Here is a 14,736-nt window from a genome sequence, read left to right on the forward strand (position 1 = left end):
CGCATCGTTTTGCTGTGAAAAGGTCTTGAACAAAATCGCTTTAAGGCGGATTGGCTATGGGGATATCTATCAATATGTGTCGAATACAGAGATTTGGGTCTTTTAATGTTAGTTTAAGTGACTTCATATAGGCTGTTATACACAGAAGAATTGATGTAAAGGTCATAAATGTGACATGTAAAGCTGTATAGTAGTACTTTTCTACTTATTTTTATTTACAATCAACAAATTTGTGATGTGTATGTTCTATTTTATATCATTTCAAAAGAATATTGTTTACACGTAATAGAAGTTCGGTTATCTTATATTTGAACTAATGTACAAGCTTCATGAACAAATGATTATAAATTTAAAACATGGAGGTAGGTAAAAGATGCATATTCTGCAAATGAAGAGGTGGCTCAGGTTGTTCCTGGCCATGGTCCTGCTCATCACGGGTGCTATTCCAGCCGGATTGTTCAGCAGTAAGGCAGCCGCGGCGGCTGAGCCGTTAACGATTGCTCAGGCGATAGCTCGGAATAATGATGGATTACCGGGGACAGTAGAAGGATACGTTATCGGTTACTTTAACAATAATTCTAAAAACCAACTTCAAACCGAAGCTCCGTTTAGTGGAGGAAGTAATTTCGGACTTGCCGATACTCCAGGGGAAACGGATTTAAGCAAGATTATGTCTGTTCAAATTCCCAGTGATACCTCCGTGCGTGACATATTTGGATTAAATAAAAATCCCGAGCTTTTTGGTAAAAAAGTCAGGATAACCAATGGAACGTTATCTTCCTATCTTTCTCTTCCTGGCCTCAAATACATTGACTCCACTTCAACAACCTTCCAACTAATCGATGAGACTCCTGTAACTAAAGTGGCAAACGTCACAGCTAATCCTACTTCCGGCGCTGTTCCAACAGGGACCCAGGTGGCCTTGGAAACAACCACAGTTGGTGCAACGGTATACTACAAGCAGAATACGGAAGTTGATTATCTTCCCTACACCGTGCCCATCACGGTAAATGATGCAACTCACATTGAAACCTACGCAGCCAAAGAAGGGATCGACAATAGCGATGTTACCAGTTTTGACTACACCATCGTCGACAACAGCCCTATTTCCATCTCTGATGCAAGAAATGCAACTGAAAATACGACCGTTACCGTTCAAGGCATTGTAACTTACAGCGAATTATCCGGAAGTGTATCCAATCTGTATATTCAGGATAACGATGCCGGGATCGTTGTGCGCGGTAATGCTTCTGGTGTGGAAGTTGGTGACCGGATTGAAGCCTACGGCCCAATTACGATTTACAACGGCTTAGTACAGGTTGAAGCAAGCAAATCTGGATTTCAGGGTGGATATATTCGAACTGTCGAAAAGTCGCAGGATCTACCTTCACCTGTACCGCTCAATTCTTCCCATTTTGCTCCAGGAGCGGGGGGCAGTAAGGGTTCTGGAGGGCAATATGAAGGGATGCTTGTCGAAGTAAACAATATTCAAGTGACAAAAAGCAACACGCCCACTTACACGGCGACAGATGAACATGGCGGTGAAATGCTGATTTATGCCAAAAACAGCCCGTCTGCTCTCTCCGTTGGCAAATCGTATCATAAAGTGACAGGAGTCTTGACGTACCATTCCACTTACGGTCTGGAGTTGATTCCTCGAACGGCGTCGGATATTCTGGAGGATTTGCTCTCCGTAACAGCGAGTACACCTTCCGGTGGCATTGTAAAAGGAACGGAAGTTACGTTGTCTTCTCCTTACGTAGGTGCCCAAATTTTCTATACACTGGACGGTTATGAGCCAACTGTGAATTCTACGGAATACACACAGCCTATTACAATCAATCAAGATCAAATCATTAAAGCTGTTGCCACTGCTGATAACAGAGTAAGTAACATTTTTTCTTTTGAGTATACTGCGGTGAATCGATTGGATGGTGTACGTATTCACGAAATTCAGGGGGCAGGCCATTATTCCATTTATGACGGACTGAAAGTCCAGAATGTAGAAGGTGTAGTTACATCTGTAGTTAACGCAGATTCATTCTATATGCAATCCATTCCTGGTCAGGAAGATGGAGATCCGGCAACTTCTGAGGGGATTTTAATCTATAAGAAAGATCATGGAATGAAAATCCAGCATCAAGTTAAGGTTTCAGGTCAAGTCAAAGAGTATACAGCAAGCGCAACAGACCTGCCAACCACTGAAATTGTAGCTTCTGAGATTACGTTGGAACAACCCAATGCTGAATTGCCACAACCCGTAATCATTGGAAAAGGTGGTCGCGTAATACCGAATGTCATTGATTCGGATGGATTGAGCGAATTCAACCCGGACGTGGATGCCATTGATTTCTATGAAAGTCTGGAAGGCATGCGTATTCAGTTAAATGATGCGACTATTCTTGGACCTTATTCCTACAATCCTGGATTAGCAGTGACGGTGGACAACGAACCTAATAATCCATTGCAGACTCCGTCAGGAGGATTGATCTTACGGAGAGACGGAGCTGGAGAGTTTGAAAGTTCTCTAAATCCTCAACGCTTGTTCATTAACAAAAAACCTTCTCAAGCTGTGACCACGGGTGATAAATTTGCATGGCCGATTAATGGGGTGATTTCTTATTCGAGTGGTAATTATAAGGTCACCTTGGAAGGCGATTTACCTCCGATTACATCCATTGGTTTGAAACAGGCAACAACCTCAATTGAACCACAACAAGACAAGTTGACAATTGCTACGTTCAACGTAGAGAACTTCAGTAAAAAGGATGCAACACGTGGAAATAAAATCGGCAAGATTATCGTTAACAATCTAAAAAGCCCTGATATTATAGGGATCATGGAAGTTCAGGATAACGACGGCGCAACAGATAGCGGAAACACAGACGCGAGTGAAAGCTTCAAAACGCTTCTGGATGCAATTAAAAGCAATAATGGACCAAGTTATCAGTATACCGATATTGCACCGCTAAATAATATGGATGGTGGAGCAACTGGGGGCAACATTCGTGTAGGGTTCCTGTACAATCCGGATCGGGTATCCTTAAAAGCAGGTACCAAAGGTGATGCAATAACAGCGCTTGCCCTCGATGCAATTGGAAACTTGTCGCTGAATCCAGGGCGCATTCAACCAGATAATGTCGCTTTCAAAACTTCAAGAAAACCGCTCACGGCAGAGTTTGAATTTAATGGTGAACGTGTAGTTGTTATCGCTAACCATTTCAACTCCAAAGGTGGGGATTTAGCCCCATTTGGAAATGTCCAGCCTGCAACCCGCAGCAGCGAAGTGCAACGTGCGCAGCAAGCAACGATTGTCAATGAATTTGTAACTGAATTAATCCACAAAGACCCTGAGGTGAATGTCGCTGTTCTTGGCGACTTCAATGACTTCCAGTTCTCCAAAACATTGAATATTGTTGAAGGTAATGAACTGGACAATCTGGTAAACAAACTGTCAGAGAACAAGCGTTATTCCTACATCTATGATGGAAACTCTCAGACACTGGATCATATTCTGGTGAGCAAAAATCTGTCTGAAACAGCGGCTATTGAAGCGGTTCATGTGAATGCTGATTTTGAAGATTCACATGGGCGTGTCAGTGACCATGATCCGCTGCTTGCACAGCTAAGCATTGGAAGCACGGCAGAAGAGGGCGACTTCAACCTGCGTGTATTGCACACCAATGATACGCACGCCCATTTGGATAATATTCCGCGCCGTGTAACAGCGATTAAGGAAACACGCAATGATAACACCCTGGTGCTGGATGCAGGGGACGTATTTTCTGGTACCTTGTACTTTAACCTCTTTAACGGTCTTGCGGATCTGGAGTTCATGAACATGATTGGATACGATGCCATGACCTTCGGAAATCACGAGTTTGATAAAGGTCCAAGCGTACTCAAGGAATTTATTAAAAAAGCGGAATTCCCATTTGTGAGTGCCAATATTGACTATACCAAGGATGCGAGTTTGGGTGGCTTGTACAACAGTACCATCGGAAATCCAGGCGAGAATTCCCAGATCTATCCGGCCATTATTACGGAAGTAAACGGCGAGAAAGTCGGAATCTTTGGCTTGACGACACCGGATACCGTATCCCTTTCATCACCGGGAGATGATCTGAAGTTTAAGGATTACAAAGCTAGTACTCAGGCGACAGTGAATATGCTGCAAGATGAAGGTATCAACAAAATTATCGCGCTGACACATCTGGGTTACTCGGAAGACCTGAAACTAGCAGAGGCGGTAAAAGGCATCGACATCGTAGTAGGTGGTCATTCTCACACCATTTTGAACAAACCGGTGGTTGTAGATACGCACACCGATCCGACGCTGGTCGTACAGACAGGTGAATATGACGTTTCCCTGGGTCAACTGGATGTAACGTTCAACGAAGCAGGCGTACTAAAAACATGGAACGGCAAATTGCTGAACCTGGATGCGAAGGATGCCACCGGTAAGTATGTTTACACAGATGATCCGACTGCAAAAGCGAAGCTGGCAACCTATGCGAAACCTCTGGCTGAGTTCAAAAAAGAAGTTATCGGTAAAACGAATGTATTCCTTGATGGAGAACGTAACAGTGTTCGTAAAAAAGAAACGAATCTAGGAAACTTCGTGACAGACGGCATGCTTGAGAAAGTGAAATCTATTGTGAAGGAAAACAATGTTAAAGGATATGTCGCCATCCAAAATGGTGGAGGCATTCGGGAATCATTCAAGCAGGGAGATATTACCCTGGGCGACCTGCTGGCCGTAATGCCATACGGCAACAACCTGTCTGCGCTGAAAATGACAGGTAAGGAAATTACGGCTGCGCTGGAAAATGGCGTGAGTGGTGTAGAAACAGGCGAAGGGCGCTTCCCGCAAGTTTCAGGCATGCGTTTCTACTATGATTCCACGAAGCCGGGCGAGAAAGTTGACGCTATATCCAATACGGTGACCCAAGTCGGTCAACGCGTACTCAAAGTACAGATTAAGAATGCTAATGGTACGTACACGGATATCGATCCAAACGCATACTACATCGTAGCGACGAATTCGTTTATGGCTAACGGTGGAGACTTCTATCGGTCCATGAGAGCAGCGAAGGATGATAATCGGTACTATGAACTCAATTTGGTCGATTATGAAATCTTCCATGAACATCTGGACCGCGTAGGTACGGTAAACCAGACAGCAGAAGGACGTAGTACCGATCTGAAGGGAGCTCCACTTCCGGGTGATGGGAATGGAAGCAACCCTGGTAATGGCAGTGGAAATAATGGAAGTAATCCGGGCAGTGGTAATAGTGGTGGAGGTACAACGACACCAACCACACCTGTAACACCAACGGATCCAACAACTCCGATCACGCCTACAACACCTTCCGTCCCTGGTAATGGGAATGGAGGAGGTACTACACCAACCAATCCGGGCGTGATTTTGAAAGATATCGGCAATCACTGGGCAGCAGCTGCCATTGAGCAGGCCATTTCCCGGGGAATTGTGAATGGATATCAGGACGGTAATTTCCGTCCAAATGCGCCGGCAACACGCGCCGAGTTCATTGTAATGCTGGCAAGGGCATTTGAACTTCCAGCCAGCAGCAAGGCGTTGACGTTTAAGGATGCCTCCAAAATTCCAGCATGGGCACAATCCTTTATTGCTCAAGCTGTAGAACAAGGGATCATTAGTGGCTATACGGATGAGACGTTCCGTGCAAACGGCAAAGTATCCCGTGTAGAGATGACGGTTATGCTCGTAAGAGCACTCGGACTTCCAGTTGAATCGAATGCCACATTAACCTTTGCAGATGCAAATAAAGTACCTGCATGGGCCGTGCCTTATATCGCAGCTGCATATGATGCAGGACTGGTGAAAGGCACAGGCAAGAACATGTTTAATCCCCTTGTTGAAGCAACTCGTGCTGAATTTGTAACCCTGTTGATGTCAGCGAGTGAGTTTCAGGCGAAGTAATAAGACTAATCAATCTTCTATGAAAAGGGAGCCAATACTCTAATGAAAACAGCTTGCAGACCTTCATCTGTAAGCTGTTTTTTTTACTAATTAATGACTGTTCATTTTTACCAGAGGAAGGTATAGTAGACAGGATTATATTGAAGGAGTGTTGAAATGCAAGATCAACCGGTTTTAATCGCACTATTGGCTATTGCCGCAGGGATTTTCAGTTTGTTGGGTGGAATCAACAATTGGGATTGGTTTATGAAGAGTTTCCGAGCAGGTCTCTTTGTGAAAACCATTGGACGTCAGGGTGCAAGAGTGGTGTATGGGATTTTTGGTATTGTGCTAATTACCATTGGCGTATTATTGTTGCTGATTGGGTAAGTGTAGAAAAAGAAAAGAAATTCGTAGAGCCTGAGTACATAATTCAGTTTCACAGCCTTTAAACACTACTAGCTTTAACCCATTAGCTTACCGATCCAAGAAAAAGTTACACTCAAAAAGAAAGACCACCGAAATTTTTTCGGTGGTCTTTTTTCCAAATTCAGGTTTATCCATCTCAATCTGGTTTAATTATCTTTTAAATCTTCAATGGAATTGATGTCCATATAGGTTGGTACAACCAGACCTGTTTTGGCACCGTCCATATTTGGACCGAGATCATCGATCTGATCCTTGTATTTGTTGAAATAATCTGCAGAGGTGAGCGGCAACCATGCAGCTGGAGTTGCATCTACATCACCATTGGCAATGCCGGTCCACATTGGACCGATTTCCACTTGAAGAGAGGTTACTTTGTAACCCAGTTTTTCTTTCAGGATGTACTCCAGCAAGTTGGTACTTGCAATCTCGGAGTCCCAGGCTACGTAACTCAGTTTAATGGAATCTCCATTCACTGGAGTCAGACCTTTGGTCCATTCAGCCACTTTGTCACTATGCTTCTCAGCAAAAGCTGCTGCGGCTTTTTGGGGATCTTCTCCGTTTTGAATGGCGACCATGATTTCACCCATATCCTCAGGTGTCCAGGAGAAGCGATCCAAGAATTCATAAGCGACAGGTTTGTCTTCCTTTAACCCTTTACGGGCAATGGTATGAATTTGTTCTGCTTCACCGTAGACTCCTTCCGGATCGTCGAGGTATTTCAGGTCATATGCGTTGAACATCCAATGCGGTGTCCAACCGGTAACGATAACCGGTTCCTTATTCTTAACCGCTTTATCCAGCGTAGCTGTCATTGCGGCTCCTGAACCTTCGACCAGTTTCCAGTCAGACAAACCGTATTTCTCAATGGCACTCGCTGTGGATTTCATAATTCCGGCACCTGGATCGATACCGATAATTTGGTGATTCACTTCATTTCCCACATTGGCATTTGCCGATGGAGTGGAGGAAGAAGCACCTGTTTCCAAATCTGCAATCGAATTAACGTCTGTCATGTAGGCAGGAACAACGAGCCCTGTGCGTACACCGGTCATGTTGGCTCCCAGATCATCCACCTGGTCTTTGTAACGTTCCCAGTAGTCAGCGTGAGTTAATGGCAACCAAGCTGCTGGAGAGGCATCTACGTCGCCTGAGGCAACACCCGTCCACATAGGTCCAGCTTCAACTTGCAGGGCGTTAACTTTATAGCCAAGTTTGCTTTCCATGACATATTTCAACAGGTTAGTACTCGCAATCTCAGAATCCCAGGCTACATAGCTAAGTTTAAATGCATCACCGTTAACTGGCGTCAGACCTTTGGTCCATTCGTCAATCTGGTCTGCATGTTTCTCAGCGTAGTCTTTTGCGGCTTCTTCTGGAGATGTACCATTTTGGATGGCACTCATCATTTCGCCCATTTCATCTGATGTCCATTGGAAACGGGACAAGAATTCATAAGCAACCGGGTGATCTCCTTTTAATCCTTTACGTGCGATGGTGTGAATTTCTTCTGCATCACCGAAAGATTTTTCGGGATCATCCAGATATTTTAGATCATATTTGTTGAACATCCAGTGTGGAGTCCAGCCTGTAATAATGATTGGTTCTTCCGCTTTAATGGCTTTGTCCAGAGTGGCAGTCATCGCTGCACCAGATCCTTCAATCAGGGTCCAATCCGTCAGATGATAATCTTCAATGGCTTTGGCAGTGGACTTCATAATGCCTGCACCCGGATCAATACCAATGATCTGATAATTGACTTCTTCACCTACAGCATTAGCTGGAGTGTTGTTACCGCCCGCAGAAGAACTGTTGCCGCCAACAAAGTATTGTGAGAAACCAGCTACGAGCACAACGAATGTTGCTGCAGCAGTAATCCAGGCTTTTTGCTTCGCTGAGAAGCGTGAGCTTTTCTTACGGCCTGGCATAAACAGATTTTGAGTGAAACGGTCAAGTACGATCGCAAGAACCACGACAGCCAGACCTGCTTCAAAACCTTTACCAATCTGCAACTGCGTTACCGCACGATAGACTTCCGCACCAATACCCTGTGCACCAATCATGGAAGCAATAACAACCATGGACAGCGACAGCATGATGGTTTGGTTAATCCCTGACATTACGGTAGGCAATGCGAGTGGAAGCTGTACTTTGAACAACTTTTGCATGGACGTGGAACCAAAAGCATCCGCTGCTTCGACCAATTCGCCAGATACCTGCTTAATTCCGAGATGAGTCAGGCGAATCGTTGGTGGAATCGCAAATATAACGGACGCGATAACACCGGGAACCACACCAAGGCTGAAGAAGGTTACCGCTGGCAGCAAGTAGACAAATGCAGGCATGGTCTGCATAAAGTCAAGCAATGGTGTAATAATCCGAGCTGCAGTTTTGCTGTATGCGAGCCAGATACCGATGGGAACACCAAGCAGAATGGAGATTAACCCTGATGTAATAACGAGTCCCAAAGTATCCATCGATTGGGACCAATATCCGAGGTTATCTACGAGCAAGAAACCGATAACTGTAAACAGGGTTAGTGGTATTCGGCCAACAAGATATGCCAATACACCAAGTATCACAATAAACAGGAGCGGATGAGGGAGCATGAACAGCCCGGAGAAAAATCCGACTACCTCCTGAATAACAACAGAAATGACTTTAAATAATCCGGAGAGCGAGGAGCTCATCCAGTCAACAATCGCTTCAATCCACGATGCTAGTGGTATTTTGGGAATCATTCACAAGTTCCTCCTTTACTGCAACTTCACCGCTTAGTGCTCCAAGCAGGGCACCGCGGACGATAACACCTTGCAGACGGCCGGTTTCGCCAACAACAGCGAGCGGCACATGGGCTGAACTTACAATTTCGAACAATTCATGAATCAGGGTTTCAGGCGCTACAGTCGGCCCATCCGTAATCAGAATATCGTTCAACACTTTGTTTTCGCGCATCGCGCGGGTTGCATCTTCTGCTGTAATAACACCAAGCAGCTTTTTCGAACGGTCAATGACAAACAGGTTGGAAATACCACGTTCGCGCATTAATTCGAGGGCAACACGAGGACCACGGTCAAGCGTAATCGTTTCAGGACGTCGCATAACATGAGATGCGGTAAGGACCTTGGACAAGTCCACGTCTTCGACGAAGCGGGCCACATATGAGTTGGCCGGTTGAATCATGATTTCTTCCGGAGTACCGATCTGCACGACTGCGCCGTCTTTCATGAGGGCAATACGATCGCCGATGCGCAGCGCTTCGTCCAAGTCATGGGTAATGAAAATAATGGTCTTTTTCATTTTATCCTGAAGCTCAATCAGCTCATCTTGCATATCACGACGAATCAGTGGATCAAGTGCACTGAATGCTTCATCCATTAGCAGTACTTCCGGGTCATTCGCCAGCGCACGGGCCAAACCTACACGTTGCTGCATCCCGCCACTCAGCTCATCCGGCATTTTGTCTTCCCAGCCTTTGAGGCCAACCAGTTCAAGCGACGTTTTTGCTTTTTCCCGACGTTCATCTTTATCAACCTTCTGAACTTCGAGTCCATACTCCACATTATCAAGAACGGTACGGTGCGGGAATAACGCAAACTTCTGGAATACCATGCTGATCGTTTTCCGACGCACTTCGCGCAATTGTTCTTTATTCATCTTACGTAGATCTTTACCATGGACGAGAATCTCTCCCGATGTCGGTTCAATCAGACGATTGAACATTCGAACAAGTGTGGACTTACCACTTCCGGACAATCCCATGATGACGAAAATTTCACCTTCCTGTATTTCCATGTTGACCCGGTTGACACCAACCGTTATCTGTTTTTCTTTGGCCAACTTTTCTTTGCCCCAACCTTGCTCCAGTAATTGTAGACCTTGCTCGGTTTGGGGGCCAAACAGTTTACTTACATTCTTTACTTCAAGTATGGTCATGTTTTCACCCCTTCTGATGTGTTGTGCACTTCGAACGGCTTTCAGCATCTACAAGCCCATACACTTGTGCGCCCAGCCACGAAATCCGGTAATCGTTGCTTCGCTTCCCGTCTTTCTGGGTAACGTTTTGTATTCTAACAATACTTAACCCGTATAGCAACCGAATAAACAGAACATAATGTTTGTACAGTAAAAACTGTACAAAGTTTTCCGCCCATATGCTCCGTCATTCTCCTTATTCTGGCTAATAAGACACCTTTACATTTGATATCGCTTTTCCTACAATAGAAAATGTGCTGAATCTAAGCAGTTTCTTTTGGTTAAAAGATAGTCGTAGGCGTTTGCAACTTGGTAAAGCTCCCATGATACATGTGGTAACCTAAAGCCTGTTGGCATATAGGATGTCCTGCTGGATACTTTCCCATGTAAGCCGGATCTTAAACAGTTGCAATTATTTTGCCGAGACTGGGAATGTTCAGAATGGAGGTTGCAAGCATGAGCTTGGACCATTTACAAGAGGAACAGCAGGCAACCGTTCTTAGAATCCGTAAACGCGTCATTGAAGCCATTGGGCGTAATATGGATCTCTACGGCGTTACGCTGTCCACGGGACACTTATATGGATTGCTTTTTTTTGCAGACAAACCTATGACCCTTGACGATATGGGCCGGGAAATGGAAATGAGCAAAACGAGCATGAGTACCGGCGTACGTACACTGCTGGATCTAAAAATGGTGAATAAAGTATGGAGCAAAGGCTCCCGGAAAGACCTATATGAAGTGGAGTATGACTGGCATCAGACGTTTACGGATTATTTTGTGATTAAATGGAGAAAAGCCGTGGAGAGTAACCTTCAGATACTGCGCAAATCCGTTGATGAGATGAATCGTTTGATCGCTGACCTGGATGAACAAGCAGATGCTGAGCTTCTTCACATTCTTAAGGAAGACAAGCATAAGGTGCTTCAAGCTGAGGCCTACTACAAATGGCTGGATCGCTTGATTGATACCATGGAAGATGAGGAAATATACAAACTGGTTCCGAAGGAAGAGATCAAGGAACATTAATAACAGCAAAAGCAAAGGGCCCTTTCCGAATTGGAGAGGGCTCTTTTGTCTTGGTGGGTTATATACTTGTACATTTATAATGAAGAAAAAGACATGCTTTACAATTGTCCGATTAATCCCACGTGTGATAAAGTCACAAGCTGCTGAACGATCTGTTCCAATTCGTCCATGATCTGATGGCGTCCGTTTGGGGTCCAGGATAGTACAGACCAATCGGATATATCGTGTACGTTACCTTTCAACACAGCGGAAGAACGATTCCAGGCGGTAGTTTGTTTCATGCGCCGAAGCAGTTTCTCACTTGCTGGAGAGTTAGAGACGCGGTTCATGAACAGATGATCCGTGTCCAGCATGGGAATACTATCTGCCGCATACTCATCTGTCATGAAGTCTGAAGATATGATCTGTGCAGGGTTCAGTCCAAGTTCACCGTAGATAAGGCGATTCAATGGATGCTCGATATTTTCCTGGAGCCGGATAGACTGATTCGTAACCTGCATAAGCATAATACGTTCTTGCCCGAAATGATGCTTCAAACGCAGTCCGATATCAAGGTTGCGTAGCTCCAGCTGTTTGAAATTCTGCAAGGCCTGTTGCTCCCGTCCGACCAGTTCAGCCAAGCGTAAATGATTTTCTTTCCAGTCATGTGCCTGATCCAGGATAACCGTAGGTGCAATACTTTTGAGCTTATCGTAATAGGTTTGATGATAAAAGTCACCGATAATCAGGTCCGGCTTGGCCTGACGTAATTTCTCCAATTGTGTAGCTAGCCGCTGCTGCTGCTCGACCTCATCAAGCTCCCGATCATGGAACCCGTCCATAGCAGCTACGGGATGTAATCCGAGTGAAGAGAGATTCTCATGAAGTCCCATCTTGGACGCAGTAGCCACACGAATCTGATCTTTTTTCATATATAGGCTGGGTGCGATCCCCAAGGTTTGTTTGAATTTGCGGCTAAAATAATATTCATTGCCATAGCCAACAGAGACCGCGACGTCTTTGAGTACACATGACTCTTGGTTGAGCTGTTTTTTGGCTTCGTCGATCCGTAAGCGATTCAAATAATCGGTAGGTGACATACCTTTGGCTTTCTTGAAACTGCGAGAATAGGAGCTTGGCGTCAATCCGGCAATTTTGGCCAGTTGATCCATGCTGATACCTTCACTCATGAACCTTCTCATATACATAATGCTGCGTTCAAGCGCCGGATCGACTTTCTCATAATTTTCTTCAAGCCGATTCTCGGAGAGATACTGCAAAAGCTCGTGCAGTTGGCTATGTATACTGATAAAGTGATCGGGGTGAACGCCGCGATAGGCTTCATACAATTGTTCAACTCGCGCTCTGGCTTGTTGGTCATGACGAACCATCAGTCTGCCTGTCTCCCAATCCAGCGGGAAACCAGAGGAGGAGGACATTTTCCATTGGCCGCGCACTTGCTGCAAACATACCGTATCCATGCTAAGTATTATAAACTCCGTAACAGCCGAGCGTGCAGCCGCCTCAATCGTTGTTCCTGGCTTCAGAACATACAGTTGATTGGCTTCGGCGGTATAGACCGTATCGTTCAGGACCAGAACACCGTCTCCTTGTAAAATAAGACAGAGCATGGGCCGGGACACCGTCTTGCCTTGCACACGGAAATGCTCCCCGCGCCGTACACGGCACATGGAAGAGAGGAGCGGTAGAGATGAGGTTTCAGAAATGAAGGGAAGCTGTTCAGTCATACGGACCATCCTTTTGTCTTATTTTCTTAATGATAACAATTATCATTCTCATATGGAAGATGTTTTTGAAAAATAGTTTGGACATGAAAAAAAAGAGGATACCCAGAGCCGTGATGGTTTTAGGGTAATCCTCTTTATTTGAAACAACAATGTTAAGATAGCTATAGGTCTCTATAAGTCTCTATAAGTCTATTCCCACATGTGTGGGTTAGTTTGGCACGACCAACAGGATATCATCCAGGAAAACGTCGCTTAGTACCTTTTTGCCTGTGCCATTGGCTTGCACATGATACAGACGATAGAGATCATTTGCGTTGATGTAGAACATGCCCGGAACATCGTCATGAAGCTGGAACGTAGCCCATTCTTCTCCAGCAAGCTTGGTTACTTTGAGGGCTGTGCTCACGGAATAAAGACCATTTGTACCGGATAGATATGCAATAGTTGGTGTTCCGTTGGTCAGCTGAGCAGTTACGAAAGTAACACTGTTCAAATTCAGGTTGGCAGATTTGGATACCTTGTTCCCGGCGATGGTTTTGGCATACGCCTTTTTGTCTGCATCCACAACTACAACCTTATCTGTACCTAGCGGACTTACCTCCCGGATGCTCTTACTATGAATCTGAAGAGTTTTGCCAGAAGTGGTCAATGCAAAGGCTTTGCCTGTTGAATAATCATAATCCTTGTTACTGTCCAGCTTGATGCCTTTGTTATACACATACAGATTGTTGCCCCAGCCGCCGGCATAAACAGCGTTCACGTCCAGCTTTGCTTTTGGATTAACCGCGGTACCTTTGCCTGTATTGTAGTTTACCTTGTACATGATAATGGCGTTGGTCGAGTAGTACTGCTCATATGGGTCAGTGTTCACCATCAGTTGCAGTTCGTTTTTGGCCACGTTCATAAAATAACGACTTTCTACTGCACCAGCAGCAATTCGTTGCACTGCTCCACTACCATTGGATGCTTTGGAAACGATCCATGGGTTTCCATTAACGAGCCCGTTATAGTATACACGGCCTTTCGTTACGGCGAGCAGCGGAAAATCTGTATCCGCTTTGTCTGCAATTTTGGTGGCAGCGGAAGCTTCGCTATTGCCATTTGCACGATAGATCGTTCCTTTGGAATCCATATAATAGATGAATCCATTATCCGTAAAGTAGCTCAACACATCTGTCGCATACGTTTCAGCAGAATCGCTGGAACCGTCATTGGGAACACGAAGCAGTGTTGTGGAAGACTCGGAACGGGTGTAATAGAGATAGGATCCCGCCGCAGATAGGCCATCTCCTTCAAAATCAAGCAATACCTCTGTGGTTCCGCTTCCGTCACCAGATACTTTGTACAATACACCATCGGAATCATAATATACCGTAGTTTGGTTCAGGGAAGCTGCATGAGCATTGGCTCCGCCTCCAAGCACTGCTGCCGCGATCAGTGTGAACAGCAGCAAGGTGCAAACCGTGCGTTGCAAGCGTGTGGACCATTTGTTCATAAATCAATCGTCACCCTTCTTCTTTATGTATGTAATAAACACAATAACACCTTAAGTTATATCGGTAAACTATGGAAAATATGTTATACATCTCAGTATGATAAAAAACGACAGAAGACCAGATCTTCTGCCGTTATATCTCA

Annotated in this window: 7 protein-coding genes; 3 read left to right on the forward strand and 4 right to left on the reverse strand. The window is 45.1% G+C overall.

Annotated features, from left to right (window positions below; genetic code table 11):
• The first annotated feature begins 373 nt into the window (after positions 1–373).
• Both HP548_RS30040 and HP548_RS30045 read left to right on the forward strand, forming a co-directional pair.
• The gene (locus HP548_RS30040; protein ID WP_175383712.1) at positions 374–5,962 is read left to right on the forward strand and encodes an S-layer homology domain-containing protein; all 5,589 of its coding nucleotides are present in this window, start codon (positions 374–376) and stop codon (positions 5,960–5,962) included.
• A gap of 156 nt (positions 5,963–6,118) precedes the next feature.
• Positions 6,119–6,331 (forward strand): immunity 17 family protein, encoded by a 213-nt coding sequence (locus tag HP548_RS30045; protein WP_064640044.1) that lies wholly within the window; start codon positions 6,119–6,121, stop codon positions 6,329–6,331.
• 185 nt (positions 6,332–6,516) lie between these two features.
• On the opposite strand, the gene HP548_RS30050 is transcribed toward HP548_RS30045, so the two are convergent.
• Complete coding sequence (locus tag HP548_RS30050) at positions 6,517–9,108, reverse strand: glycine betaine ABC transporter substrate-binding protein (RefSeq protein ID WP_175383713.1); 2,592 nt, start codon at positions 9,106–9,108, stop codon at positions 6,517–6,519.
• On the reverse strand, positions 9,074–10,303 hold the full coding sequence (locus HP548_RS30055; protein ID WP_063564457.1) for a quaternary amine ABC transporter ATP-binding protein: 1,230 nt from the start codon (positions 10,301–10,303) through the stop codon (positions 9,074–9,076). Before HP548_RS30055 ends, HP548_RS30050 begins: the two co-directional genes overlap by 35 nt.
• 495 nt (positions 10,304–10,798) lie before the next feature.
• Here HP548_RS30055 and HP548_RS30060 point away from each other — a divergent pair, with 495 nt between their 5' ends.
• Positions 10,799–11,371 (forward strand): GbsR/MarR family transcriptional regulator, encoded by a 573-nt coding sequence (locus HP548_RS30060; protein ID WP_076291547.1) that lies wholly within the window; start codon positions 10,799–10,801, stop codon positions 11,369–11,371.
• A gap of 98 nt (positions 11,372–11,469) precedes the next feature.
• On the opposite strand, the gene HP548_RS30065 is transcribed toward HP548_RS30060, so the two are convergent.
• Both HP548_RS30065 and HP548_RS30070 read right to left on the reverse strand, forming a co-directional pair.
• Entirely contained in the window at positions 11,470–13,098 is a 1,629-nt protein-coding gene (locus HP548_RS30065; protein ID WP_175383714.1) for a helix-turn-helix domain-containing protein, read from the reverse strand.
• 208 nt (positions 13,099–13,306) lie between these two features.
• The gene (locus HP548_RS30070) at positions 13,307–14,593 is read right to left on the reverse strand and encodes a DUF5050 domain-containing protein (RefSeq protein WP_175383715.1); all 1,287 of its coding nucleotides are present in this window, start codon (positions 14,591–14,593) and stop codon (positions 13,307–13,309) included.
• Positions 14,594–14,736 lie beyond the last annotated feature (143 nt).

The sequence above is a fragment of the Paenibacillus taichungensis genome, from assembly GCF_013359905.1.
Classification (GTDB): Bacteria; Bacillota; Bacilli; order Paenibacillales; family Paenibacillaceae; genus Paenibacillus; species Paenibacillus taichungensis.

Excerpts from the sequence above, each read along its gene's own strand:
- HP548_RS30040 (WP_175383712.1), top strand. The coding sequence starts at position 374 with ATGCATATTCTGCAAATGAAGAGGTGGCTCAGGTTGTTCCTGGCCATG.
- HP548_RS30045 (WP_064640044.1), top strand. The coding sequence starts at position 6,119 with ATGCAAGATCAACCGGTTTTAATCGCACTATTGGCTATTGCCGCAGGG.
- HP548_RS30050 (WP_175383713.1), bottom strand. The coding sequence starts at position 9,108 with ATGATTCCCAAAATACCACTAGCATCGTGGATTGAAGCGATTGTTGAC.
- HP548_RS30055 (WP_063564457.1), bottom strand. The coding sequence starts at position 10,303 with ATGACCATACTTGAAGTAAAGAATGTAAGTAAACTGTTTGGCCCCCAA.
- HP548_RS30060 (WP_076291547.1), top strand. The coding sequence starts at position 10,799 with ATGAGCTTGGACCATTTACAAGAGGAACAGCAGGCAACCGTTCTTAGA.
- HP548_RS30065 (WP_175383714.1), bottom strand. The coding sequence starts at position 13,098 with ATGACTGAACAGCTTCCCTTCATTTCTGAAACCTCATCTCTACCGCTC.
- HP548_RS30070 (WP_175383715.1), bottom strand. The coding sequence starts at position 14,593 with ATGAACAAATGGTCCACACGCTTGCAACGCACGGTTTGCACCTTGCTG.